Origin of the sequence: Roseburia sp. AM23-20, from assembly GCF_003470905.1 — a bacterium.
Lineage (GTDB): Bacteria > Bacillota > Clostridia > Lachnospirales > Lachnospiraceae > Roseburia > Roseburia rectibacter.
Map to the genome: position 1 here is coordinate 80,829 of NZ_QRHS01000006.1, position 24,461 is coordinate 105,289.

The following is a 24,461-nucleotide window of genomic DNA, read 5'->3' on the forward strand; positions in this document are numbered from 1 at the left end:
ATGCCTTGTAAACAGCGACTTTAAAGTCAACGGACTTTTTTGCTCATACATATTTATATGGTTTATACACCTCGCCGGTTTCAATCTCACGCTTCAAATTTTGTATTTCTCTTTTGATAATATAATCATACGTTCTATCAATTCCATCGATTTTTACTTTCTGATAAATTTTATTTTCAAATTCTTTGATAAATGCCTTTTTTCCACTTTTGCTAAGGTATATTCCATTATTTTCCACTTCAATAAAATCCGAACTGCTGATCACCTTACGATTTATCAATGTAAATATTGCCCTGTCAACAAGTATCGGTTTGAACAGATCAGCAAGATCAAGATTCAGACTTTCCTGTCTGCTTCCTGCTGCATGAATTATTCCAATTCGGATATCAAGACTTGTCCTGTTAATTTCATTGGCAATCCTTTGATAAAGCAACGTATTGCCAAAACTTATCATTGCATTGATCGAATCTTGTGGCGGACGTCTGGTTCTTTTTTCAAAATGAAAATCTTTATTATCCAATATATAATTGAAACACTGGTAATATCTCTGACGCGCCTGCGCTTCTATCAGCATCAGTTCGTTGATACTCTTTGCCTCATTCATCTGTTTGATACAGGCAGACATCACATCTACATTTTCCTGCAGTTCTTTTGATGTTTTACGTCTTTCATAGTATCTCAAATTTGCACGGATATTCGATATCCCAGCTATTTCAATTTTTCTCGCCATGGCAAGTCGTTCTGTTTCTGAGTCATATATCCTTAACTGTTTTAATTCTGTTTTGATATTTCTTCGATTATTCTGAGGGACAAAACTGCCTATCTTTTCCCCGTATTTGTCTATGAGACAGACATTAAGTCCCACCTGATTCATAAACTCCAGAAATCCACCGGTAATTATTACATTCGAATAAATAAACAATGCATCGGTTGCTTCTACCGGAATATATTTTTTCCCCTCATTACTTTCAAATAAGACATTAAAATCTCTTTTCGTAAGGATTCCCTCATTGATCAGATGGTAGTTACTATCAACCCTCTGTATTCCTGTCGTATACCAGTCTCTGTAAACACTCCGATACGCTTTCTTTTCTTTTTTTATAAGAATTTTTTTATTCTTTTCCTCAAACCGGTATCCTAAATATTTGCGGTTCAAGCCCTGAAATATTCCCGTTTTTTCTGATTCAGTGGAAGCATTTCCACATTTATAATATATTCCCTGACAGTATTCAGACAGGCAGCCGCCTCATCATAAGTCTTTACATACACATTAATATCATCTCCAAAGCGGCAAAAGGAATACTTCTTCTCTTCCATATAATGGTCAAGCGCATCCATGTATATGTTGCTGAGCAGCGGACTCAGAGGTCCACCCTGAAGTATTCCTTCTTCTTTCTGATATGTAATGTGATCATCCAGTATTGTACATCTTAAATATACAATGATCAGATTCATCACTTTTTCATCTGAAATCTCTGCCCGAATTTTTTCAAGCAGTAATTCCTGATTTATATTGTCAAAAAAATTGTGTATATCAAGTTCAATACACCATATATTCCCCTCTTCTATGTATTGTGCTGCCTGTTTTACAGCCGCCAATACCCCTTTTCCATCCTGATAAGCATATGAACAGGCAGAAAATTCATTTTTCCAAAGAAGGTTCATTTTCTGAAATAATGCACGGTAAATAAGACGGTCAACCGAATTCATCAAAGAAATCTTACGATGTTTTCCCTTTTGATTTATAATTTCAATCTGATTGATCATGCCCGGTACATAGATTCCATCCAGTATCGCCTTTTTTATTCTGTCTCCATTTGCGCTCCAATATACTGGCAATTCCGATAACTTTACCCCATCAACGCCACAACTATCTCTTTTTTCCATCAGAGATTCCATAGCAGTATTTATATTATCATCTGAAAGGACATCACCAATACTTAATTCCATACGTCAATCCTCCTTTGTTCAGGGATAAACATTAATTAGGAACGTAAAACTCGTTTCAATATTTTCAGTATCAATTTTGCTTATGTAATGTAATACATGTAAATATAAGATTGCAAAGGCAAAACAACCGTCACGGATTTATGTGCTAATTCCTCATAGGTAATGTAAAACGTATTTTAGGAACATTAAAGGGAATTTGTGGCATAGGGTGTCAATTCCTCATAGGTAATGTAAAACTCGTGGAGATTGGACGGATGATGATGTTCATAAGTGGTTATAGTGTCAATTCCTCATAGGTAATGTAAAACTTGAAGTGGCTGCGTCGAAAAATGCAATGCTGCAAATAATTGATGGTGTCAATTCCTCATAGGTAATGTAAAACTATTCCAATCATGATAACACAGTAGAAATATTAAATGTGTCAATTCCTCATAGGTAATGTAAAACGGGACTAGGTATGTGCATGACACCTATATATATGCCTCTAAGTAGTGTCAATTCCTCATAGGTAATGTAAAACACAACTTAACTGTCGATGTAGATCTTCAGGGATTGGCAACAGGTGTCAATTCCTCATAGGTAATGTAAAACGAGTTAAGATTCCATCTTGATGGAAAGATTGGAAAAGTGTCAATTCCTCATAGGTAATGTAAAACAAATTAGATGCTGCTAAAAATAGTATTACGAATCTGTCACATAAGTGTCAATTCCTCATAGGTAATGTAAAACGCACTTGAAATGTTCAATGAAAATTTGGACGCTGTAAGTGTCAATTCCTCATAGGTAATGTAAAACAACTGATTTTATCAGCTTCTTTACATATCATACTCTCAAATTTTCCTTATTTCAACCCATTTTTTTCAAAAAAGTCCGTCGACCTATTTTCTAAAAAACCATGCAATCCGCATAAATCCAATATTTCCTGCTCTTTTAAAAAAACCTACTGACATCGACGGACTTTTAGAACGATTTTTTCTTTTTTTTCCTGATAAATCCGTGATTTTACTTACAAAAAAATCCCCTCATGCCTTATAAACAGTGGCTTTGAGGTCGACGGACTTTTTTCTGTGTCTATCCCTGTTCCGGCACTGTCACCGTCCACAGATACTGCTCCCCTTTTCCCCACAGCAGCAGTTCTTTCATCTGTTCATCGTACTCTTCTGTCGGTTTGTAATCCTTCAACATGGAAAACAGATACTTCTCCTGTTCGTCCTTTGGTTCTGTCTTTTTCATTTCTTCATGTAACAAATTTGCCAGTTCAACCGGTCTGATATCCTCTGAGAACCCGATTCCGGATAACTTTGTGACAAGACCTGCCGCATAGTAAAATTCGTAATTACCGGTCAGGACAGATTTCTGCATGTTGCATTTTATGATAACACTCTGGCGTGCGATAGATGTAACCATGATTCATTTCTCCATTTCTTCATTGTAAAAATAAGCATCCTCCAAATGCTGGTTTGTGGTTGACATGCGTCGCCCGTCCAAATGGTGTGTCGCAGGTCTGTGAGTGGCATCTTGCGCAAAGCCGGAGTTAATTTTGGTTCCATTGTACGAAAATAAGAAAAGTCTAAGTGTGTCTGAGTTAGATTTTCTCGGAGTGACGTGACCGGCGTTCAACGAGCCATCCGTGGCTCGTGAAGCCTTGTTCTGCCATCCGTGGCAGAACATCACTGTGTATCTACAGACACACAATCTCAATCTGACCATTATCAGATTGAGATAGATTTTCTAATTTTCTCCCAAAGTCACAAAATCAGCTCAGGCTTTGCGCAAGATGCCAATCGTCAGGTTGTGAACACCATTTGGGTTGGCGGTTCATCTCAAAATGGGGGCGCGGGTGTGAATTTTTGACATTTGCACGAATGGAAATATGCTTAAAATCCTAATGTGCTGTATCACGGATATTCAGCCTGATGACTTGTCTGAAGTTTCATCTGCTATGTTGCATTACATTAATCATTTCGTAAATTACCAGACTAATAATGCAGATTATTATTCCAAGTATGTATGGTTAAAAGCATAGATATAACAGATTTCGTCGAGATTTTTCGACATTTTTAAAATGAACGTCACAAAAATTTACGCACCCCAAGGTTGTAAAATGAGTTTCCCGGCTAAGGGTGGCTCACAACTTAGTGGCTGGCAAATCGCATTAAGCCGGGACCTGTTTTGTGACTTTGGGAGAAAATTAGGCAATCTTAGTCTGCCTGTCCGTAACACAGTGTTGTGCTGCCACGGACGGCAGCACAAGTCTTAATGCCCCCGGACGGGGCGTTTAAGACGCACACGTCACTCCGAGAAACATTAAATCAGGCTGACTTAGACTTGCCTTATTTTCGTACAACGGAACAAAACAGTCCCGGCTTGATGCAATTTGCCAATCGTAACCCCCCAGAACCACCCTACACGAGGAAACTCATGTCACCCACAAAACAGCATTTGTCGATCATCCCATAAAAATAGCTCACACCTTATTCTAATCTGAAATCCATCTTACGTCAAACCTTCCCCGATCTTCCTTACAAAGTAATAAAGTGCCCCACAGGTCTTGCCGGCTGCCATTGCCCACATGATCCACCGCAGTCCGACTTTCAGCTTTGCCCGGCGGAACAGGATTGGGAATGTGTTCAGAATCTCAGCTAAGGCAACTGCGATACAGCCGACAAATATTCCCGCAGATAGTCCGTACAATCCAAGAAAAATATGTCCAAACACCTGACCAAACGCCAGATGCATCTGCAAAAATACAGAAACAATATTTCCAAGTATCCCACCAAGGATGATCGCCTGTTCAAAGCAGAGCGTTCCTGCTGCACGGTTACACTTTCCGATCATACGCGGCACCACACCGATGACGATCACAAAAGCAAATGTTCCTGCTGCAACTGCACCGCCAAATGCAAGTCCTAAAAAGCCGAGCAGAATATGTTTAAGAAACATCTATGCTGTGCCCTCCTCTTCCTGCATTTTCAATAAATGTGGTATCCACGTCTTTCTCATATTTACGCATTTCGATCTGAATTGGTGTCGGATCAGGTGTGATCTTCTTCCTGCCCACATGATTAAAAAATAAAATAATGCCAAGTCCGAGCCCGATGCAGTAACAAACTTCTAACTCTGTCACACCGCCTGCTTTTGTTCCCATCACCTGACCATATAATTTATCAAATACGTCCGTTACAGAAATATCATTATTAAATGCCATGATCGTAAATGCCGAACCAAAAAAAATGATAATGCAAAGTAGCACTGTTTTGACCGCGTTTATCACCTTTGGCTTTTTCGGATCCGGTACGTATTCTATGATAAAATCACTTTCACCCTCGTTGGAGATTGTCAATGACGGATAATCCTCATGAATCTGCTCAATGATCTTTAACACCGAAAAAACCTGCATCTGATTTTTCTGTTTTTTTTCATCTTTCCGGTCTGTAAAACTATATATTTTTTTCTGCTTCAGCTGACGAAGGACTGCCTCGTTCGTGCACTCCATTTTTGCAATGTCGTTTAACACAACATGCCGGTCAAAAACGATCGTGTTCTGCTCGATCTTTAAATAAAGTGTCTCGTTATTTACGCCCATGTTTCATCCACATCCCCGTCGTTCAAACTGTCATATACCAATATGCCATCTGTCGGTATCTCATTTTCTTTCCTGTATTTCGTGTAAAAACATACTCCGACCACCAGCGCCATGACAATCACTCCGAGTAATACAGCTCTGTATTTTTTACAATTCATCATAATCCTCCATTTTTCCTGTAAAATTTTTCATACTCTGCGTTCTTTGTGCAAATCTGATATTTCACCGACTATGCGAATTATTATTTCTCTTTTTTGGGATATTATGTATGGACATGAGTCGCCCGTCCAAATGGTGTTTCGTAGGCTTGTGAGTGGCGTCTTGCGCAAAATCGGGGGCGTAAATTGCCAGACCAAATAACACAGAATATTTTTTCAAATATGTATGGCAATAAACACGGGCATAACGGGATACATTGCGGTTTTGCCAGTATTATCAAACCAATAATAATCTATTAAACATAGTTATTTGGAAATATTTTTTTAATCAGATTCAGACACAAAACCCTAAAAATTTACGCACCCGCCAAGGTTATAAAATGAGTTCCACGTCAAAGGGTGGTTCACAACTTAGTGGCTGGCAAATCGCATCAAGCCGGGACTCGTTTTGTGACTTTGGAAGAAAATTAGACAATCTTAATATGCCTGTTCGTAATACAGTGTTGTGCTGCCACGGATGGCAGCACAAGTCTTAATGCCCCTGGATGGGGCATTTAAGACGCACACGTCACTCCGAGAAAACCTACATCAGGCATATTTAGATTGTCTTATTTTCGGACAACGGAAACAAAACATTCCCGGCTTGATGCAATTTGCCACTCACAAAACTGCGACGCCACCCTTCGCCGGGGAACTCATAGCCCAACAAACCATTATTTGGCGGACAGCTCATATATTAATCTGAATATATATTTTTTTCACACGACAGATTGCTTTTTACAAAAAAACATGTTATTTTTTCATGAGTGTTATTAAGAAAAAACCTGTTTTAACAGCTATCATTATCAGACCTATCATATAGTAGAAAGGAACTGCAACATGGCAGTCACAAAGGAAATTTTATCTTTAGCGGTGGAGACCGGCGATGCACTTCTTAGAAATGGTGCGGAAGTGTACCGTGTGGAAGATACCGTAATGCATATCTTAGAAGCATATGAAATCGAAGAATATGATGTCTATGTACTTTCAAATGGAATTTTTGCAAGTGCAAATGAAAATAAAGATGACGCGTGCAGTATGATCCGGCACATTCCGCTCGGTCAGACGCATCTTGGACGTATTGCAGCCTTAAACCAACTTTCCAGAGAGATCTGCTCTCATGAATGCTCCTTAAAAGATGCCTGGACGCGTCTGGATGAATGCAAAGCGATTCCTACCTGTAAGAAATGGACAGAAGTATTTTTCTGCGGGCTTGGAAGCGGTGGTTTTGCCTACCTGTTTGGCGGAACTCCGCTAGACAGCGTGATCGCATTTATCGCCGGTGCGCTTTTGAATCTGATATTAAAAAAATTTGCACAGCGGAAAACCTCAAAATTTATCACCAACATTTTCGGCAGTGCTTTTGTGACACTCGTCAGTCTGATTACATTTTCAGTCGGACTGCCTGTTTTATATGACAAGATCATTATCGGTGCAATCATGCCCTTAGTACCTGGAATTGCGCTGACGACCTCGATCCGGGATTTCTTCAACGGTGATTATCTCTCCGGTGCGATCCACATGATTGACGCTGTTCTTACGGCATTTTGTATTGCGGCAGGCGTCGGAACTGTCATGACGATCTACAATCTTGCAATAGGAGGTATTTTATGACAACCATGTTTATCCAGTTTATTGTCAGTATGATCGCAACACTTTCTTTTGCAGTACTGTTTTGTGCGCCAAAACCAGAGCTTATTTTCTGCGGACTTACCGGTGCGATCGGATGGATCGTATATCTGATCTGCCTGCAGTTTGATACCGGTACTGTCATTGCAAATATGGTCGCAACACTTGCTCTCACAGTCTTTTCAAGAACTGTCGCTGCCATTCGGAAAAATCCGGTAACTATTTATCTGATCGCTGGTATTTTCCCTCTTGTACCTGGAGCGGGAATTTATTATACTTCCTATTACTTTATCATGAACCAGATGAAAGATTTCTCCCGCTATGGCATGGAAACGATCAAGGTTGCCGGTGCGATCGTACTGGGTATCATTTTCGGATTCTCCCTGCCGCAGACATGGTTTAATGCATTGAAACACCGGACAAAAAGCAGACACACCTGACAACGCAGGAAGGTTCCGCTTACATCCCACACACTATGGATCAAAGCATTTGCAATTGTTTCCCGGAATACCTCTATGGTCTTATCATACACATCTAATATCAATATCTTTTCAGGTGTTGTGGACAACAGTTGACGTAAACAACAGTTTCGCTATAAAATAGATAACAGATGGGGGGAGCTGCAAACATGAAATTAAAACATAGTATTTTAGGGTTACTTTTACTTTTTACCCTGATACCGCTTGGTATCTTCGGAATATTTTCCATTTATGAAACGAACCGCAAGATTGATGAGCTGACGGAGCAGAATGTGCGGGCGATCAGCGAAAATCAGGTGATGAATATCAAAAACTTTACGCAGGACCGCAATAACGAGATGGACATGATCGCGAGTTATCAGCTGACGCAGAACGCGATCCTTTACAGTCTAAGGGAAAATGAAAGCCCTCTGGCACAAAACTATGTAGACAATCTGCTGAAGGAACGCAAAAAATACAGTATCTTTGTAGCGAGCATCTCTGTGGTAAACCGGAATTTTCATGTGGTCAGTTCAAGTGAAGAGTACGAACCGGGCACTGTCAGTGCAATGAAAGATGTCGATCCTAAATATCAGACCGGCGAATTTATTATCGGTGACGTGTATGAGCGTATAACAGATGACGGCAGGAAAAATGTCGTGCCCGCCTATACCGGCGTCTATTATAATAATGAACTGATCGGCTATGTGATGGAGGAGCTGGATACGGCATATTTTGACGACCTGCGGCTGAATATGGACACGCTTGCAGATGGAACTTTCTATCTTCTCGACGGCAATGGGGCGATCATCACGGCAGGTGACACAAAAAACAAGAGAAGCTTAAAGACATTTGTCTCTAAAAGTTCCGACCGCAATGATTTTCAGAAAAAATGGGATGCGATCGACCATGAGAAAAATCCGTCCGGTTATGTGCGCTACCGCTATCACAGACAGGATTATATTACATATTATTCCGATGTGGAAAATACCTGCTGGGGCATCCGTGTGACTGAAAATCTGAGTGCACAGAAGCAGACTGGAAGAACCTATGGCATGCTGATCACGCTCGGTCTTTCTGCACTCATCATCGGCGTGTGCTGTACACAGTATTTTATGACAAAGAAAATTTTCGCACCGATTACCCATATTCTGCAGGTATTTGCGCAAATCAGGGAAAGTGAGGATTATTCCCTGCGCGTTCACATTCAGGAAAAACATGAGACAGGTGAACTGGCTGCGGGTATCAACGAGCTGTTAGACTATGTGGAACAGGCAGACCGGAAAGAAAAAGAGCGTCAGCAGAAACTTTTACAGATGGCAGAGAACGACCCTCTGACCGGTATCAAAAATAAAAAAGCGATTGAAAAAGAGATGCTTTCGATGGTGCAAAGGGCGGTTGAAAGCCATGAACAGATCACATTCGGCTTTGTCGATATCGATGATTTCAGGGATTATAATACCAATTACGGTCATCAGGAGGGCGATGCTGTCATCCAGTTCGTAGCGCAGACACTTAAAGAAAACATACACGGTGCAGTCGGCAGGATCGGAGGGGACGAGTTTGCATTTTGCTATGCCGGTGAGTTAGAACCGGAACGCATCCGGCATAATGCCGGCAAAATTCTTGAGATTCTGCGCACGCAGCATGTAAACGAACAGACCGGCGAGGTGCTGCCGGTGCCGTGCAGTATCGGCATTGTCATGTCCCAGGGCGATACACTTGACTATACACAGCTAATCCGCAAGGCAGATCTGGCAATGTATCAGGCAAAAGAGAACGGCAAGAATACATTTGTCCTGAACGTGGACTGACAGGCAGGCTTTCCAGTGTACTGTATCAATGATTCAGTACACTAGCTCTGCTGCCCTGCGATCTTTGCCGCCAGCTCTTCTAAATACTCCCACCTGTCCATCTTTTCTTCTAACATTTTCTCTGCGTTTTCTTTCTCCTCAACCAGCTCCCGCAGCTTTGCTGCATTGGTGGCATTCGCTGCCATCTCGTTATCTAAATCTTCTAACTTTAGTTCGAGTGCTGCAATATCATCCTCGATCGTCTCGTATTCTTTCTGCTCTTTATAGCTGAATTTCAGTTTCTTTTCGTGCTTCCAGGTTGCAGTCGAATCGGCTTTCACGGTTCCATTTTCTCCCGATTCCTGATTTTTTGAATTTCCCGGTGTACTACCTGCTGCACCTGCAGACTGATTCAGTCCGGTTTCTCCCGGTGTCCTGCCCTCTTCTGCAAGACGGTTTACATAATCTGTATAGCCGCCTTCATATTGTTTCAGTTTTCCGTCTCCCTCAAAGGCAAAGATACGTTTCATTGTCCGGTCGAGGAAATAACGGTCATGCGATACCGTAACAACGATGCCTTCATAACGGTCCAGATAGTCCTCTAAAATCGTCAGCGTAGCTATATCAAGGTTGTTTGTAGGCTCATCCAGCAATATAAAGTTCGGGGATGTTGCCAATACCCGGAGCAGATTTAATCTTTTCTTTTCCCCGCCTGACAGTTTTCCAATCGGACTGTACTGTTTTTCCGGTGGAAATAGGAAACGCTCCAATAAAACGGTTGCGGATATCACTCCGTCCACAGTCTGGATATATTCTGCCGTATCTTTTACATAATCGATCACTCTCTGATCCGGGTTCATATATGACAGATCAATTTCATTTTCATCCTCATTTTTTTCTGAGGCTATTTCCTGCGCATAATATCCCATTTTCACAGTCTGTCCGATAATGACCTGTCCGGAGTCCTGCGGAATAATACCTGCAATAATTTTCATCAGAGTAGACTTGCCACAACCGTTTGGTCCGATAAATCCAACTCTGTCTCCCTTCAAAAAGATATAAGAAAAATCCTCGATCAGTTTTCTGTCTCCATAAGCCTTACAGATATTTTCCAGCTCCACGGTCGTTTTTCCCATTCTTGTAGAAATAGAACTTAATTCCATCTGTGAATCCTGCGCCGGATTTTCACGATCTCTCAGCTCTTCATAACGCTGGATGCGTGCTTTCTGTTTCGTAGAACGTGCCCTTGCTCCCCTTTGTATCCATTCCAGTTCCACACGCAGGATCGACTGACGTTTTCGTTCACTGGCTGTTTCCATTTCCTGACGCTGGGTTTTTAGTTCCAGATACCCGGAGTAATTCGCCTGATAACTGTAAATTTTTCCTTTATCAATCTCCACGATCCGGTTACACACACTGTCTAAGAAATACCTGTCATGTGTTACCATGATAAGCGCACCTCTCCATTTTTTCAGATAATCCTCCAGCCAGTCTGCCATATCATTATCTAAATGGTTCGTAGGCTCATCTAACAAAAGAATATCTGCCGGGGAAAGAAGTACCGATATCAATGCCAGACGCTTTCTTTGTCCACCGGATAATTGTCCCGCAGGCTGCATGAAATCTTTAATTCCAAGCCGGGTCATCATTGCCTTGGCATCACTTTCAACAGACCAGCGGTTTTCATCTGTCACATTTCCTTCCAGTACACATTCCAGACTGCTTTTTTCCGGATCAAATTCCGGATGCTGCGGCAGATAACGTATGACCACATGGTTAGCCGTCGTAACGGTTCCTTCGTCTGTCTCCTCTTCCCCCATGATCATCCGCAGAAGTGTTGTCTTTCCGGTTCCATTGATACCAATGATACCTACCTTCTCCCCATCCTGCAGCGAAAATGACGCGCCATCAAATAACTTTCTTTCGGTATAGACCTTTGTCAGATTCTCTATATTAATCAGATTCATGTATTTCCTCTTTCACTTTATTCTATGGCTCATGATACATCAAATAAATTTAGTACAGCTTCAATCCACTGCGTACCGGTTCACTTGTCAGATCCACACCCAGTTTTTTGAAGATTTTAATATCCACCTCGGAAAGCATAACCGACGTATGCACCTGACAGCCACGGAGTGCAGGGATCTGCTCAATGGCGCATTTTGCATTTTCATTGGAAACCGCCGCGAGAGATAACGCAATCAAAACCTCGTCTGTGTGAAGTCTTGGATTCTTTCCTCCTAAGAAACGTACTTTTAAATCCTGGATTGGCTCAATTGCCTCCGGGCGGATCAGCTTCTCGTCATGTTCAATTCCAGCTAAATATTTTAAAGCATTTAAAAGCAATGCCGCTGATGCTCCAAGGAAATCAGACGTTTTTGATGTAATAATTGTTCCATCAGAAAGTTCGATTGCTGCGGTCGGAACACCTGATTCCTCCGCACGCTTCTTTGCGGCAACGGTAACTTTTCTGTCGTCTGTTGTAATCTTCGCCTGTTTCATTAGAAGCTCGATCTTGTAAACTTCATTTTCGGTCGCTTCTTCTCTTACCAGCTTATTCACTGCGGTGTAATAACGTCTGATAATTTCCATTTTAGATGCCACGCAGCAGGCTTCATCATCGATGATGCAGTTTCCTGCCATATTTACTCCCATATCAGTCGGCGATTTGTAATAGGTATTTTCACCGTAAATTCCCTCAAAAATGGCATTTAAAACAGGGAATATTTCTATATCACGATTATAATTTACCGTTGTCTTTCCATATGCTTCCAGATGGAACGGGTCAATCATATTCACATCATTTAAGTCTGCTGTTGCAGCCTCATATGCAAGGTTGACCGGGTGCTTCAACGGAAGATTCCAGATTGGGAATGTCTCGAACTTCGCATAGCCCGCCTTTGTTCCGCGGATATTTTCATGATAAAGCTGTGAAAGACAGGTTGCCATTTTTCCGCTTCCAGGCCCCGGCGCAGTAATAACCACAAGCGGTCTTGTCGTCTCAATATAATCATTTTTTCCAAAACCATTCTCGCTGACGATCAGTGGAATATTCGACGGATACCCCTCGATCTTATAATGCTGATATACTTTGATTCCACGTTTTTCGAGTTTTTCCCGAAACTGCACTGCACCATTTTGTCCGGCAAACTGTGTGATGACCACACTTCCAACATAGAGTCCTTTTTTCTCAAACTCTCCGATCAGACGGACAACGTCCACATCATAAGTAATGCCAAGGTCTCCACGCACCTTGTTTTTCTCAATATCCGCCGCACTGATTACAATTACGATTTCTGCAACATCCGAAAGCTGCATCAGCATCTGAAGTTTACTGTCCGGTGCAAATCCCGGCAATACTCTCGACGCATGGTAATCATCAAATAATTTTCCACCAAATTCCAGATACAGCTTATCACCGAACTGGCTGATGCGTTCTTTGATATGCTCCGACTGAATTTTTAAATATTTGTCATTATCAAATCCTATTCTCATCTTAATCCCCATTCTTGCGTGTGAAAAATCTTATTTTTCACACGCACTATCCTCTTATGTTTTATTTCTCTCTCAGACACGGAATATATTATACTATATAATCCAGTCAAAATACACGTTTTCTTTTTCCTTTGTTCATTATAAAAAGCTGCCTAATGATATTATCACTATCATTGGCAGCTTTTCTCCTACACATTCATTTTCACTTTATACCTGTCTCTCTTATTTGACCACAACTTTTATTTTTTGTGCACATCCGTTTGTTGCATATACATATATAGAACAGGATCCTTTTCCTTTCGCGGTGATCTTACCATTTTTAGATACCACTGCCACTTTACTGTCTGATGTAGCATATCGGAATTCCGATATATGATTAATGATCGGACGTTTCTTATTCTTCTTGACAATCGAAGCTTTTACGACAGCTTTTTTCCCTTTTGCCAATACATAAGAAGTCTTTTTCAGTTTAATGCTTTTTGCATCTGTTACTGATTTATTCTTCTTTCCTGCTGCATGTATCGTGATCGATTTCGCAACTGTTACTTTTTTGCCATCAACCATCTTATATGCAAGAACATGACATTTTATATTTTTTTTCTGATTGATTCCTTTCTTTTTCAATTTGCTGATCTCAACAGATAAACTATCCGCTGCCTTTACGGACTTTACAACCTTTTCCTTATCTTTTCCGCAGTATGCCATATAAACATCATAACCATCTGCATCTTTAACTTTTCCCCAAGTTACCTTGACCGTCTTTCCTGCTTTCACATTAAATTTCGAATTTAATGCTGCGTCTTTTGCCTCTGTCCTTTTTACTTTTACCGGTTTACTTTCCGTATTCTTTTTATCTGCTGCCTCAGCTTCTCTTTTTCTTGTTTCACTTACATATTTGCAGACACTACAGGTATATCTTTCCACACCTGCTGTTCCATAAACATGAGCTGCTTCATCCTTTTTTTCTGTGGTGTGTTCACACGTGGCAGCATGCCAATGGGACGTATCATTGCTGCTCCACTCATCCTTGAATGTGTGCCTGTGTTCTACCCACTTTGCATAAAGAGTCGTGTCGGCAGTAAGTGCCTGTCCAGGCCGCGCAATCGTCGTAAAATCTGCATCTGTATACCAGCCGGCAAACTCATATCCATCTTTCGTCGCAGCCGGCAGCGGATCAGGCAGGCTCGTCTGCTTTTCTTCTGCTATCTGACTGCCACCGTTTGTATTATAGGTAATCTTGTATTTAATGTTTTTATCTGCAGCCTCAGCTTCTTTTTTTCTTGTTTCACTTACATATTTGCAGACACTACAGGTATATCTTTCCACACCTGCTGTTCCATAAACATGAGCTGCTTCATCCTTTTTTTCTGTGGTGTGTTCACACGTGGCAGCATGCCAATGGGACGTATCATTGCTGCTCCACTCATCCCTAAATGTGTGCCTGTGTTCTACCCATTTTGCATAAAGAGTCGTATCGGCAGTAAGTGCCTGTCCCGGCCGCGCAATCGTCGTAAAATCTGCATCTGTATACCAGCCGACAAAATCATATCCATCTTTCGTCGCAGCTGGCAGCGGATCTGGCAGGTTCGTCTGATTTCCCTCTGCTATCTGACTGCCACCGTTTGTATTGTAGATAATCTTATATTTAATGTTAGCATTTTCTACGATCGTATATGGCGTATTTTTTAACAATGGGCCGGAGCTGTCAAGATTAAAATACCAGTTAAACTCGCTATACCCCACCTTATCCGGATGATCCTTATGGGCTTCCGTAGCCACCACCTCAGAGCGTTTCATGTCTCCAGTACCGTAATCCGTGCCCGTCGTAATCCATATCATATTGCACTTTTTACAAACCACAATCTGTCTGTCTACCGTTAACTGAACCCCCCTGTAAACCACATCTCCAGCTTTCAATTCGGCAGGATCAATCGTTCCCGTTGTATATTGTGCTGCATGTACCTGTGTCGTTCCCATTGCAGCAAGCATCAAAAATGCCATCATCATTGATACAACTACATTTATGTACCTGCTTCTGTGTAACTTATTCATCCTTTGCATCTCCTTTTCTGCTAATTTTCTACCAGATAATCCCGTTTTTCAAATCCGAGCATATGTGCAAGTACACTGGTTGGGAAAATGTGAAGCTCTCTGTTTAATTTTGTCACCGAATCATTATAAATCAGTCGGCTGGTCTGCACCATTTTTTCATAACACTCTACCGCGTCCATACATTTGATGTATTCATTTTCATCAGTCGAACCCGGATATTCTTCTAAAACCGTCTGTGTCCGGAAAAGCACCTCGTTTATCACACCTTCCTGGCGCAAAACCTCCTCCGGTGTGGAAGTTTCCATAATGATACACCGTTTTTCATTTACTTCATCTGTAAGTGTCTGTGCCTCGTATCCTGCATATTTTTTTGTAAAATCAAGCAGGGAAAGTAACGCATCAAACCGTGACGAAAGCTGCACTCCGATCTGATTCATGGAATGATTGATATTTTCATCCATGATCGCTAATTTTTTCCGTACAGAAACAATCCATATGGCAAGCAAAATCACAAGCAAACAAACAATTACAGAGATTTCCATTCAAATACTCCTTTACTGTACAAAATATACTGCATTGTATCCGGAAGTATCGGACAATGCTACCATTGTCAGTCCGTCAAAATCTGCAAACACGCAGGCGTATACCAGATCTGTGCCGTTATTGTCAAATGTTAAACGCACACCTTCATCCTCATAATGATATTCACAGACACCGTCTAACGTTCCACCTCCCTGTACCATCTGTACAGTGGAACCATCATCGCTAAACACGATCTCCAATTTTCCGCCATACTGCTCTAATGCAGCATCATAATCGTCCTGTGTCATTTGCACACCGCCAATGTTACCCCCACAGAAACTCCAGGTTGTTCCTGCTAAGTCCGGCATCTCTAAAATCGGCACATCAAGCAGGCAGAATAAGTCTTCGGTAGAATCTGTTTCCACATCTTCGCTTTGTGCATCTGCTGCCTCTGTGTCCACAACAATATCTGCTGCATCGTTCTCTGCCGCATCGGTCTCCACATCAGTGCCAGTATCTGCCACATCTACATCTGCCTCTGCGTTTGTCACTGTGCCATCAGCAGTCTCCTCGGTATTCCCGCAGGCGGTAAAAGAGAATGCCAGCATTGAACTCAACATAATTGCTAAAATTTTTCTTTTCATAATTTTTCTCTCCTTTGTCATTTGTTTTTCATTTCTCTCTGTTGACATTAATGTACCGTATTTTGTGCTGCAGTGGATTAACTTGTTCTGAATCGACTATAATGTGCACTCAATCGACATCTTTTTATTCTTCACTTGTAGTTTCATTGTTTCTTTTAAAGTGCAGCATAAAGCTGCACCTTATAAAGAAACGCGTAAAATAAATTTATTATCTTCTACCAGAAAGCTGTACATACCGCCATACCGGTCAACAATTGCACAAATACTGCGTACGCCGATTCCATGCCCCGGCCGGTCGGTAACCGGAACACCGTTTTCAAATGCTACTTCTTTTCTGCATGGATTCGTGACTTGAAAAAAGAACCTCCCGTTCTTCTCATACGCTAAAATATCTATCGTTCCCTTCTGTTCCTGTGCTGTACACGCATGGAGTGCATTTTCTAACGCATTTGATAAAAGCACACACAAATCTGTCTCCGAAACCGGAAGAATATATGGTACCACCGCTTTTATGTTCATTGTAGCACCAGCACTTTCCGCCCTTCCTGCAAAAGAGGAAAAAATAAGATTGACCGTCTCATTCTCACAGTAATTTTTTACCCTGCCTGCCTCAATCTGCGCACATACTTCATGAATGTAGCCTTCTGCCTGTTCAATTTTTCCATTCTCGATACATGATAACAGATGCTGCATATGATGTCTTAAATCATGCCGGTAGGTACTGGCATCTTTCTGCGACTCCCTCAAAGCCTCAATCTCGCGGACCGCCTGGGAAATCTGGAGATTCAGACAGCTCTGCATCTGCTCAAGTTCATTTTTCTTCCGCTCCTCCTCTGAAGTACGAAGCACAAACACCAGATAAGCAATACAGCAGACGAACGGCATAAATTCCACTGCCGCGGGTATACCTTCTGAAAGTAAATCCGTATAAACTCTCGTCAGGTAATCAAAGCCGTATCCCAATGCCGGAATCAACCCGAACTGAAGCTGTATTGACACGGGATAATTTGATATTGCCCGCACCGAGGGTGCCACAAAGCGCAGTAAAAGAAATAATAACGGCAGTGTAACAATCAGTTCCGTCACATTTTGCACCGTTTCACTGTTCACAAACACAGCCATTATAAAAAGTGCCACCCACCTGCGAAGCTGACAGCAGAGATAAGCAGTCAGCACGGAAATCACTGTCCACAGACGTTTTTTCGTTAAAATGTAAAGGGCAATACACATCGGGACATGTGTGATCACAGGATAAAGATAACGGATCGTCGCTGCCCCGGCCAACAGATACATCACGCCCTGTATGGCAAGCAGCACAAAAATACTTCCAACAAGAAATTCCCGTTTTTCTTTCGTCCAGTGAATATCACAAAAAGCCCCGGACAAAACCATGCCGAATATCCCGACTGCTGCACCATTTGTTACATAAAGAAGATTCATGATAAAAATACCTGCTTTCTGTTAAACGCATACTCGAGATATTTATTCTTTATCTCCGAGCATTTCCCATGCGGGATTGGTATTTCTGCAAGACTTATCAGTTTAATTGCACGGTAAGAAATATTCTGTATATAATCCATATTTACCAGAAATGACCGATGTGGCCGTAAAAAATTGCCATAAGGCTTTAACTGCAAAAATAAATCGTCTAAACTGCCGACACTCTCAAATACTTTTCCATTTCCGAGATGAAAAAAGAGCGTCCGTCCTATCACTTCACAATATTCTAACTTTTCAAGGTCAATTCTTGTAATTCCTTCTTTGCTCCGCAGAATCAGACTGTTTTCCTGTGTCTTTGTGCACTCTGCAAGCACGGAATCCATCAGCCGGAAAAAGCTTTCCTCCCAGACTGGCTTTAACTGATAAAAATATGCCCCGACCGTATAAGACTGTACTGCAAACTCCGGAGATGAGGTAAGAAAAATAATTTTCATATTATTATCATACTGTCTGATTTCTTTTGCAGTCTCAATTCCGTTTTCCCCCGGCATTAAAATGTCCAAAAATAAAATATCGAAAGAAAACCCTTTCTCAATCGCGGCCAGTAACTCTAAGGGACTCTGAAATACCGTATAGGTAAGGTCTTCGTCTCTTTCTTTTTTATATTTGTCCAATAAGATACCAAGTTCTTTTAATATTTCTAAATCATCATCACAAAATGCTATTTTTAGCATAAACTTTCCATCAACTCTTTCCGTAATCCTCTTTGGCAAAATGCATTCTTCTGATATAGCGCAGACACTCCGTCTCCGGCATCGGTTTCCCGTAATAATATCCCTGGATCATATCCACACCAAGTGCCTCTAAGGCATCACTCTGTTCTTTCTTTTCCACGCCCTCCATGATCAGCGGAATACCAAGTTTTTGTATCGTCTTTATTTCATTTTCAATCACGATTTTTGCAGTTGGATTTTCAAAATAGGACCAGGTCATGTCTTTATCAATCTTGATTTCCCGAAATGGAAAACGGATCAGATAAGAACAGTTTGAATTGCCGTTTCCATAGTCATCCATTGCAAACCCCATGCCGATTTTGCCAAACTCCTGCATGTGCCATAACATCAGCTTTGGCGCTTCAATCGCTGTCCGCTCTGTCAGCTCCAGTGTGATCATATGTGTCGGCACATGATAACGCTCTAACACTGGCAGTATGCTTTCTTTCAGATTCCGGTTCAGGCACTGCGCTGCAGCAATATTTACATGAATCGTCCGTATCCCAAGCGATGGATTTGGAAGTACATGTTTTGCCAGAAAACGGCAGCACTCTTCAAGTACGATCTCACTGATCTGTGTGATCGTTCCGTTTTGCTCCGCCAACGGAATAAACTCATCCGGTGGAATGGCTCCAAGTTTTTCATCCTTCAGACGCACCAGCGCCTCTAATGATACAACACATTTTTCTTTTAGGGAATAGATCGGCTGATAATATACTTCAAATCTGTTTTCCGTAATTGCACGATCCACCGCCTGCTCTACCTTATTTCTTCGGTAATAGTCTTTTTTTACGGCTTCATCCACCTCAAAAAAGATCTGTTTCCCTGAATTTTGTGCCGCTTCCAGCAAATATCCATACAGTGCCCTGTACTCTGCCAGAGAACAAAAATCTCTTGGATAATGCAGGGTGATCATGATCTCATTTAAAGAAATCGAATTGCCAGACACATGAAAATCCTGTTCAAATCTTTTTTTGATCTGCCCCTTTATGTGTTCTTCTTTTCCCTCATCCAGCAGAATGGTAAATGTATCCTCCGCATTGCGAAACACACAGAACTTTCCACACAGTGCGGTAAGATAATGTCCCACTTCGGCAAACAGCCGCCTGCTGTTTTCATATCCTAAAAGCATTTCGATATGATGCATCTGTCTGATATGTACCACAAAAAATACTTTTTTGCCGGATTGCTCCGTTACATTTTTCATCTGGATCAGAAATGCCTGCTCATCACTGGTTCTGGTTTCACTGTCAATATAAGCAGACGGATTCTGCATTGCCATATAGATCATCAGAATAAACAGCATATTTGCCGCACTGGTAAGCAGCATTTCTTTTCTCTCATACTGAAGCACCACCATAAGAACTGCCACAATACTGTATAAGATAACGATTACCTTGATCCGCGTCTCAATACGCGCTCTCCCCAAAAACACAAGAAGCAGGTTCATAAAAAAATAGTATCCAATATACACATAGCCAAACCATGCAAAATTTCCCTGATAATAGCTGCCATCTTTAAAATAAAAGAAAAAGCCCATCCACGGTGTCGCTAAAAGCATGATCTCGAAAAAGAAAAACGGGACTTTTCCCATGTATTTTATCATCCGACCTGCTACTCCGGAAAAGCTGCATACCTCTTCCATATAGCGGAACATCAGATAAGAAGCCGCTCCTTCCAACGCAAAAAAAGCAAACGCAAACAATTCGTTCCAGATTAGCGGAACGATTGCTGCATTTGCCAGTCCAATACATGATAAAATATTTGCGATACACTCGCCAAGACACACCCAAAGCAGTCTGCCAAATACTTTCGACTTAACCGTTGGGAACTGTCTGATCAACAGGAAATGACCGCTGATAACCACAAAAATGACGAGTGACATAATCTCGAAGTCGTAATTATACTGCACCCGTCTGCTCCTCCTGTGCTTCTTTCGCCTGTATGATTGCTTCATTTAGCTGGAGCATCTTTGCATCCAGCATAGAAACAATATCGGAACATTCTCTTAGATCCCTGCTGATATAGCCGGGCGCATTTCCCTCAAATTTGTAATAGATCTTATGCTCTAAGCTTGCCCAGAAATCCATCGCCATCGTCCGGATCTGTATCTCCACCTTGGTATCGATCACGCAGTCCGATAAAAATATCGGAACAGTTACAAGCATATGATAACTTTTATAACCGCTCTCCTTCGGATTTTTAATGTAATCCTTGATGGAAATAACGGTCAGATCGTTCTGTTTTCCAATCATCTCTGCAAGCTTATAAATATCAGAAGTAAAAGAGCAGACAATACGGATACCTGCAATGTCATTGACATAATTAACCATATTGTCGATCGACGACTCATATCCGTAACGCTTTAACTTTTTCACAATACTCTCAGGCGTCTTGATCCTTGACTTAATATATTCTATTGGGTTGTACTGATGTACCTGCTGAAACTCATCGTTTAAGATTTCAACTTTGGTACGTACCTCCTTCAATGCGGAATTGTATAAAAAAATAATCGTGTTCCAACTGTCAACGCCCTCACTTAAGGTGAATGGCTTATCCATAAAAATCCTCCTTATTTTGCAGCGCAAAATGTAATTTTATACATAGCGTCCCTGTAATGACTACTATTTACAGTATACCATACTTTCCTTATTATTGGGGATTTATTTCTAAACTTTTACCGATTTATAAGTCCAGCTTCATATCACCTTCTTTGATCCAGCCGATTTTACGGAACAGCACACTAAAAAGCCATGATAAAATGCCCGGCAGAATAAAACTGACTAAGATCAGTCCGATCCAGTCCATTGGTGTGATGGCTGTTTTGCTTCCCGCTTCAATATCTGCAATCCACCCGGTATAGACACCGATCTGTCCGACCAGTCCACAGGTTCCCATACCGGAGGAAACTGCTGCACCATTCATCTGTAAATGGAACAGACACGTTGCGATCGGTCCGGTGATTGCAGACGCCAATGTCGCCGGCAGCCAGATACGTGGATTTTTTACGATATTTCCCATCTGAAGCATCGATGTACCGATTCCCTGTGCAAACAGTCCGCCCCATTTATTTTCGCGGAAACTTGCCACTGCAAATCCAACCATCTGTGCACAGCATCCTGCAAGTGCTGCCCCTCCTGCAAGACCGGTAAGTCCAAGTGCGGCACAGATCGCAGCACTGCTGATCGGCAGTGTCAGTGCGATTCCTACGATCACTGATACAATGATTCCCATGAAAAACGGCTGCAGTTCCGTTGCCCACATGATCGCATTGCCAACTGCACTCGCTGCCGCACCGATCGCCGGAGCCCACCAGATAGAAAGCGCGACCCCGACAAAAATGGTCACAAACGGAGTGACAATAATATCGATTTTTGTCTCTTTGGAAACTGCTTTTCCGAATTCTGCTGCAAAAATTGCAACCACAAGTACCGCAAGCGGCCCACCTGCCCCGCCAAGTTCATTTGCCGCCGCACCGACTGCCGCAAGTGAAAACAGTACTAAGGGCGCTGCCTGCAGTGCATATCCGATTGCGATCGCCATGGCCGGTCCGACTGCCGCTTTCGCGTAAGTTCCGACTGTCACAAGAATCGGAATATGAAGCTGCGTTCCAAGTGTACTGATGATTGTTCCGATCAAAAGCGATGCAAATAATCCCTGTGCCATCGCACCAAGTGCATCAATCAGGTAGCGCTTGACGGATATCTCAATGTTTTTCCGTTTACAAAATGCCTTTACTTTTTCCATAATTTCTCCAATCCGGAGTTTCTTACTCCTCTTTGCTGTTTTTCATGTGGTTAACATGTGTCTTGTCAGCTTGTGACAGTGTAGCACAGAGGGGAGAAAAAAGCAAGGGATGTTGTCCCTTGCTTTTTTATGTCATGCAGTACTCTTATTCCGTTAATAACTTATGAACAGTTGTAACAAATGTTTCAACAACACCTATTGCATTTTCCACATCCTGCCGGTTAATATCATACAAATCTCCCGTCTGGTGATTTCTATCTGCCTGATGTGCTATCTTGTTTCTGCGTTCAAACAAATCTGTCAATGCTCTTGCCAATTTGTCTGCTGGTTTCACTCTGCTCTCCTTGTCATAAAACATTTCATTTGCTATTTTATCAAAAAAATCTTTTCCAACAATTAATGATAACTGCCCCTTAATCTCTTTCGCACTCATATATGTTTTTGATGCATGGTAAGACACAATTACCGCGTCAATCCACCCTGTATTTTCGGGATGCATAACAGCATCCATTACCTTATCAATCGGCACCTTTAAATCGGAATATCCCCGTGTTTTATCCCAGTGATTATTATACATTTGTACCATCGCATAAATTCCAAGACAATGCATATAATAATCCAGTGCACTTTCCAAAAACACAATCTGTGACCGATAAATATCTTTTACTGCTTTTTCTTCATGAACGTTATCTAATTGTTCTGCAATATGAAACTTTTCTTTTACCGTTTCCACATTTTTGCAAAACTGTTCATACATTTCATCAAGTTTTGAAACGTGCATATCCGGCACTAACATATTTCTGGAATTTTCATTTCTGGAACTGAGTCCTAGCTTTCGTTCCAAATTTATTCACCTCCCAAAACTTCGATCAAACTGCTTCCCTTTAACGGAATTGTCGAATATCGACCATTGATATATCCTTTTTTTATATTGTCATCCTTTCTGACATTTTTCAATTCCACTAAAGAATAATACTCTGTCGTGCACAACCCGGGATTTCTTTCTGCAAACCATATTTGATCTCTGCGGAATAAATCCAGATCCAACAAACTTGTATCATGGGAGGAAAAAATTAATTGTGGATTTTTTTCACTTTTCCAGTTTTTAAATGTGTGGATTAATTCATCTACAAGTGCAGGGTGGAGACTAGCTTCAAGTTCATCATAAAATAACACTTTTCCATTGACTAGCACATCTATAAACGGACATAGCAATTTAAAAAGTTTCTGTGTTCCCTGTGACTCCTCATTGATATTCAAAATATAATCTTTATATACAAACTTTACTTCTATTGTCTGCAATGAACCCATACCAGTTAACATCTGGACCTTATTTAATAATTCAAGCGGCATATCCTGTGTTGTCAATTGTCTGTTTTCTATTTTTACCTGGATATCCTTAATTGGAATTCCTATTTTTTGCATGAACACAACTAATATTTGTTTCATACCAGAATTTGTCCGAATCTGTTCTGCAGAGTATTCAAACCAATTATCAGGTCCAATTCCATGAACAATCAATTCTTCTTTAAAAAACCTGAAAGGATGAATGATTTCCTTTAAACTGCACCACGCTTCTGCCGTAGTCAGAAATAATTTATTACTTTTTGTCTTACTCTCCAGTTGAGACAGTTCTTTCTTATACTTTATTCCATATGAAAACTTTGTACCTTCACGTTCAAATATCTTCGCCTGTCTTCCAGATGGAAAATGATACAAATACTCATCCAGAAACTCAACATCATTCATGGAAAATCCATACGCATAACGTATTCCATCCACAACAAACTGAATATCAAACGCTGTCGGTTTCTCTGCTGAAAGTTTATGTGGTGTTCTCGGAATCTTATCTCCTTCCTGAAATTTCACACATTCCCTCACCAAAAAGCCTAGATACCCTACCGCATCAATCAATGTACTTTTTCCAGCACCATTTGCACCATATACAGATGTGATTCTTGACACCCGGTAATCATCAAATTCATACAATTCTTCCTGATGTGATTTATCACTTCCTGCAACCATGGAAAATACTATTTTCTCCTTAATTGCCTTATAATTACTGCATGAAAATTCAAGTAACATATCCCACACCTCCAATCACATTATATGTTTCTAAATATTTCATGTCAATAATTTATACATTGCTTTTGTGAAATATTCACATTTTTTGTG

Annotated in this window: 21 protein-coding genes and 1 CRISPR repeat array; of the genes, 3 read left to right on the top strand and 18 right to left on the bottom strand. The window is 41.2% G+C overall.

All coding sequences use genetic code 11. From position 1 onward, the window contains the following. Positions 1 to 43 precede the first annotated feature (43 nt). The 6 genes from cas1 to DW650_RS07015 all read right to left on the bottom strand — a co-directional run bounded on the left by cas1 (position 44) and on the right by DW650_RS07015 (position 5,694). Positions 44 to 1,156, bottom strand: a complete 1,113-nt coding sequence (cas1, locus tag DW650_RS06985; protein WP_158570891.1) for a CRISPR-associated endonuclease Cas1 — start codon at positions 1,154 to 1,156, stop codon at positions 44 to 46. Beyond that, complete coding sequence (locus DW650_RS06990; RefSeq protein ID WP_117922348.1) at positions 1,153 to 1,950, bottom strand: reverse transcriptase domain-containing protein; 798 nt, start codon at positions 1,948 to 1,950, stop codon at positions 1,153 to 1,155. The genes cas1 and DW650_RS06990 overlap by 4 nt, the downstream gene beginning before the upstream one ends. 142 nt (positions 1,951 to 2,092) lie before the next feature. Next, positions 2,093 to 2,745: a CRISPR direct-repeat array (repeat unit 29 nt; unit sequence GTGTCAATTCCTCATAGGTAATGTAAAAC). Positions 2,746 to 3,021: 276 nt separating this feature from the next. After that, positions 3,022 to 3,357 (bottom strand): DUF3837 domain-containing protein, encoded by a 336-nt coding sequence (locus tag DW650_RS06995; RefSeq protein ID WP_118209453.1) that lies wholly within the window; start codon positions 3,355 to 3,357, stop codon positions 3,022 to 3,024. Positions 3,358 to 4,446: 1,089 nt separating this feature from the next. Beyond that, positions 4,447 to 4,893: a stage V sporulation protein AB gene (locus DW650_RS07005; protein WP_117921991.1), complete on the bottom strand. Its 447-nt coding sequence runs from the start codon at positions 4,891 to 4,893 to the stop codon at positions 4,447 to 4,449. Beyond that, positions 4,883 to 5,536: a stage V sporulation protein AA gene (locus tag DW650_RS07010; RefSeq protein ID WP_117921990.1), complete on the bottom strand. Its 654-nt coding sequence runs from the start codon at positions 5,534 to 5,536 to the stop codon at positions 4,883 to 4,885. The genes DW650_RS07005 and DW650_RS07010 overlap by 11 nt, the downstream gene beginning before the upstream one ends. Beyond that, on the bottom strand, positions 5,527 to 5,694 hold the full coding sequence (locus DW650_RS07015) for a membrane-spanning protein (RefSeq protein ID WP_117921989.1): 168 nt from the start codon (positions 5,692 to 5,694) through the stop codon (positions 5,527 to 5,529). The genes DW650_RS07010 and DW650_RS07015 overlap by 10 nt, the downstream gene beginning before the upstream one ends. An 879-nt stretch (positions 5,695 to 6,573) precedes the next feature. Here DW650_RS07015 and DW650_RS07030 point away from each other — a divergent pair. From DW650_RS07030 to DW650_RS07040, 3 genes are all read left to right on the top strand, one after another. Then, complete coding sequence (locus DW650_RS07030) at positions 6,574 to 7,347, top strand: threonine/serine ThrE exporter family protein (RefSeq protein WP_118209457.1); 774 nt, start codon at positions 6,574 to 6,576, stop codon at positions 7,345 to 7,347. A gap of 5 nt (positions 7,348 to 7,352) precedes the next feature. After that, a complete protein-coding gene (locus tag DW650_RS07035) occupies positions 7,353 to 7,802 on the top strand; it encodes a threonine/serine exporter family protein (protein ID WP_117921993.1) in 450 nt (149 codons plus the stop codon). 188 nt (positions 7,803 to 7,990) lie between these two features. After that, positions 7,991 to 9,634, top strand: coding sequence for a sensor domain-containing diguanylate cyclase (locus tag DW650_RS07040; protein WP_243006898.1), 1,644 nt, complete (start codon positions 7,991 to 7,993; stop codon positions 9,632 to 9,634). Positions 9,635 to 9,675: 41 nt separating this feature from the next. Here DW650_RS07040 and DW650_RS07045 read toward each other — a convergent pair whose 3' ends face one another. From DW650_RS07045 to DW650_RS07105, 12 genes are all read right to left on the bottom strand, one after another. Beyond that, complete coding sequence (locus DW650_RS07045) at positions 9,676 to 11,580, bottom strand: ABC-F family ATP-binding cassette domain-containing protein (RefSeq protein WP_117921986.1); 1,905 nt, start codon at positions 11,578 to 11,580, stop codon at positions 9,676 to 9,678. A 49-nt stretch (positions 11,581 to 11,629) separates the two neighbouring features. Continuing rightward, positions 11,630 to 13,108, bottom strand: a complete 1,479-nt coding sequence (locus DW650_RS07050) for a DUF1846 domain-containing protein (RefSeq protein WP_117921985.1) — start codon at positions 13,106 to 13,108, stop codon at positions 11,630 to 11,632. Between the two features lie 222 nt (positions 13,109 to 13,330). After that, positions 13,331 to 15,160 carry an InlB B-repeat-containing protein gene (locus DW650_RS20005; RefSeq protein WP_243102880.1) on the bottom strand — a complete coding sequence of 610 codons (1,830 nt, stop codon included), beginning with the start codon at positions 15,158 to 15,160 and terminating at the stop codon, positions 13,331 to 13,333. Between the two features lie 20 nt (positions 15,161 to 15,180). Then, positions 15,181 to 15,702, bottom strand: a complete 522-nt coding sequence (locus DW650_RS07065; protein ID WP_015521477.1) for a LemA family protein — start codon at positions 15,700 to 15,702, stop codon at positions 15,181 to 15,183. A 12-nt stretch (positions 15,703 to 15,714) separates the two neighbouring features. After that, complete coding sequence (locus tag DW650_RS07070) at positions 15,715 to 16,326, bottom strand: isomerase (protein ID WP_243006896.1); 612 nt, start codon at positions 16,324 to 16,326, stop codon at positions 15,715 to 15,717. A 180-nt stretch (positions 16,327 to 16,506) separates the two neighbouring features. Next, positions 16,507 to 17,766, bottom strand: a complete 1,260-nt coding sequence (locus tag DW650_RS07075; RefSeq protein ID WP_117921983.1) for a sensor histidine kinase — start codon at positions 17,764 to 17,766, stop codon at positions 16,507 to 16,509. After that, on the bottom strand, positions 17,763 to 18,500 hold the full coding sequence (locus tag DW650_RS07080) for a LytR/AlgR family response regulator transcription factor (protein WP_055195497.1): 738 nt from the start codon (positions 18,498 to 18,500) through the stop codon (positions 17,763 to 17,765). The genes DW650_RS07075 and DW650_RS07080 overlap by 4 nt, the downstream gene beginning before the upstream one ends. A 10-nt stretch (positions 18,501 to 18,510) precedes the next feature. Beyond that, a complete protein-coding gene (locus DW650_RS07085; RefSeq protein WP_243006895.1) occupies positions 18,511 to 20,451 on the bottom strand; it encodes an EAL domain-containing protein in 1,941 nt (646 codons plus the stop codon). Continuing rightward, positions 20,441 to 21,100, bottom strand: a complete 660-nt coding sequence (locus DW650_RS07090) for a GTP pyrophosphokinase (protein ID WP_117921982.1) — start codon at positions 21,098 to 21,100, stop codon at positions 20,441 to 20,443. The genes DW650_RS07085 and DW650_RS07090 overlap by 11 nt, the downstream gene beginning before the upstream one ends. Positions 21,101 to 21,224: 124 nt before the next feature. Next, positions 21,225 to 22,286, bottom strand: coding sequence for a PTS transporter subunit IIC (locus tag DW650_RS07095; protein ID WP_118209458.1), 1,062 nt, complete (start codon positions 22,284 to 22,286; stop codon positions 21,225 to 21,227). Positions 22,287 to 22,431: 145 nt separating this feature from the next. After that, entirely contained in the window at positions 22,432 to 23,130 is a 699-nt protein-coding gene (locus DW650_RS07100) for a HEPN domain-containing protein (RefSeq protein WP_242655460.1), read from the bottom strand. 2 nt (positions 23,131 to 23,132) lie between these two features. Beyond that, positions 23,133 to 24,371, bottom strand: coding sequence for an AAA family ATPase (locus tag DW650_RS07105; protein WP_118209459.1), 1,239 nt, complete (start codon positions 24,369 to 24,371; stop codon positions 23,133 to 23,135). Positions 24,372 to 24,461 lie beyond the last annotated feature (90 nt).

Bases quoted from the DNA above. Each gene is read 5' to 3' on its own strand.
- DW650_RS06990 (WP_117922348.1), bottom strand. From the start codon at position 1,950: ATGGAATTAAGTATTGGTGATGTCCTTTCAGATGATAATATAAATACT.
- DW650_RS06995 (WP_118209453.1), bottom strand. From the start codon at position 3,357: ATGGTTACATCTATCGCACGCCAGAGTGTTATCATAAAATGCAACATG.
- DW650_RS07005 (WP_117921991.1), bottom strand. From the start codon at position 4,893: ATGTTTCTTAAACATATTCTGCTCGGCTTTTTAGGACTTGCATTTGGC.
- DW650_RS07010 (WP_117921990.1), bottom strand. From the start codon at position 5,536: ATGGGCGTAAATAACGAGACACTTTATTTAAAGATCGAGCAGAACACG.
- DW650_RS07015 (WP_117921989.1), bottom strand. From the start codon at position 5,694: ATGAATTGTAAAAAATACAGAGCTGTATTACTCGGAGTGATTGTCATG.
- DW650_RS07030 (WP_118209457.1), top strand. From the start codon at position 6,574: ATGGCAGTCACAAAGGAAATTTTATCTTTAGCGGTGGAGACCGGCGAT.
- DW650_RS07035 (WP_117921993.1), top strand. From the start codon at position 7,353: ATGTTTATCCAGTTTATTGTCAGTATGATCGCAACACTTTCTTTTGCA.
- DW650_RS07040 (WP_243006898.1), top strand. From the start codon at position 7,991: ATGAAATTAAAACATAGTATTTTAGGGTTACTTTTACTTTTTACCCTG.
- DW650_RS07045 (WP_117921986.1), bottom strand. From the start codon at position 11,580: ATGAATCTGATTAATATAGAGAATCTGACAAAGGTCTATACCGAAAGA.
- DW650_RS07050 (WP_117921985.1), bottom strand. From the start codon at position 13,108: ATGAGAATAGGATTTGATAATGACAAATATTTAAAAATTCAGTCGGAG.
- DW650_RS20005 (WP_243102880.1), bottom strand. From the start codon at position 15,160: ATGAATAAGTTACACAGAAGCAGGTACATAAATGTAGTTGTATCAATG.
- DW650_RS07065 (WP_015521477.1), bottom strand. From the start codon at position 15,702: ATGGAAATCTCTGTAATTGTTTGTTTGCTTGTGATTTTGCTTGCCATA.
- DW650_RS07070 (WP_243006896.1), bottom strand. From the start codon at position 16,326: ATGAAAAGAAAAATTTTAGCAATTATGTTGAGTTCAATGCTGGCATTC.
- DW650_RS07075 (WP_117921983.1), bottom strand. From the start codon at position 17,766: ATGAATCTTCTTTATGTAACAAATGGTGCAGCAGTCGGGATATTCGGC.
- DW650_RS07080 (WP_055195497.1), bottom strand. From the start codon at position 18,500: ATGCTAAAAATAGCATTTTGTGATGATGATTTAGAAATATTAAAAGAA.
- DW650_RS07090 (WP_117921982.1), bottom strand. From the start codon at position 21,100: ATGGATAAGCCATTCACCTTAAGTGAGGGCGTTGACAGTTGGAACACG.
- DW650_RS07095 (WP_118209458.1), bottom strand. From the start codon at position 22,286: ATGGAAAAAGTAAAGGCATTTTGTAAACGGAAAAACATTGAGATATCC.
- DW650_RS07105 (WP_118209459.1), bottom strand. From the start codon at position 24,371: ATGTTACTTGAATTTTCATGCAGTAATTATAAGGCAATTAAGGAGAAA.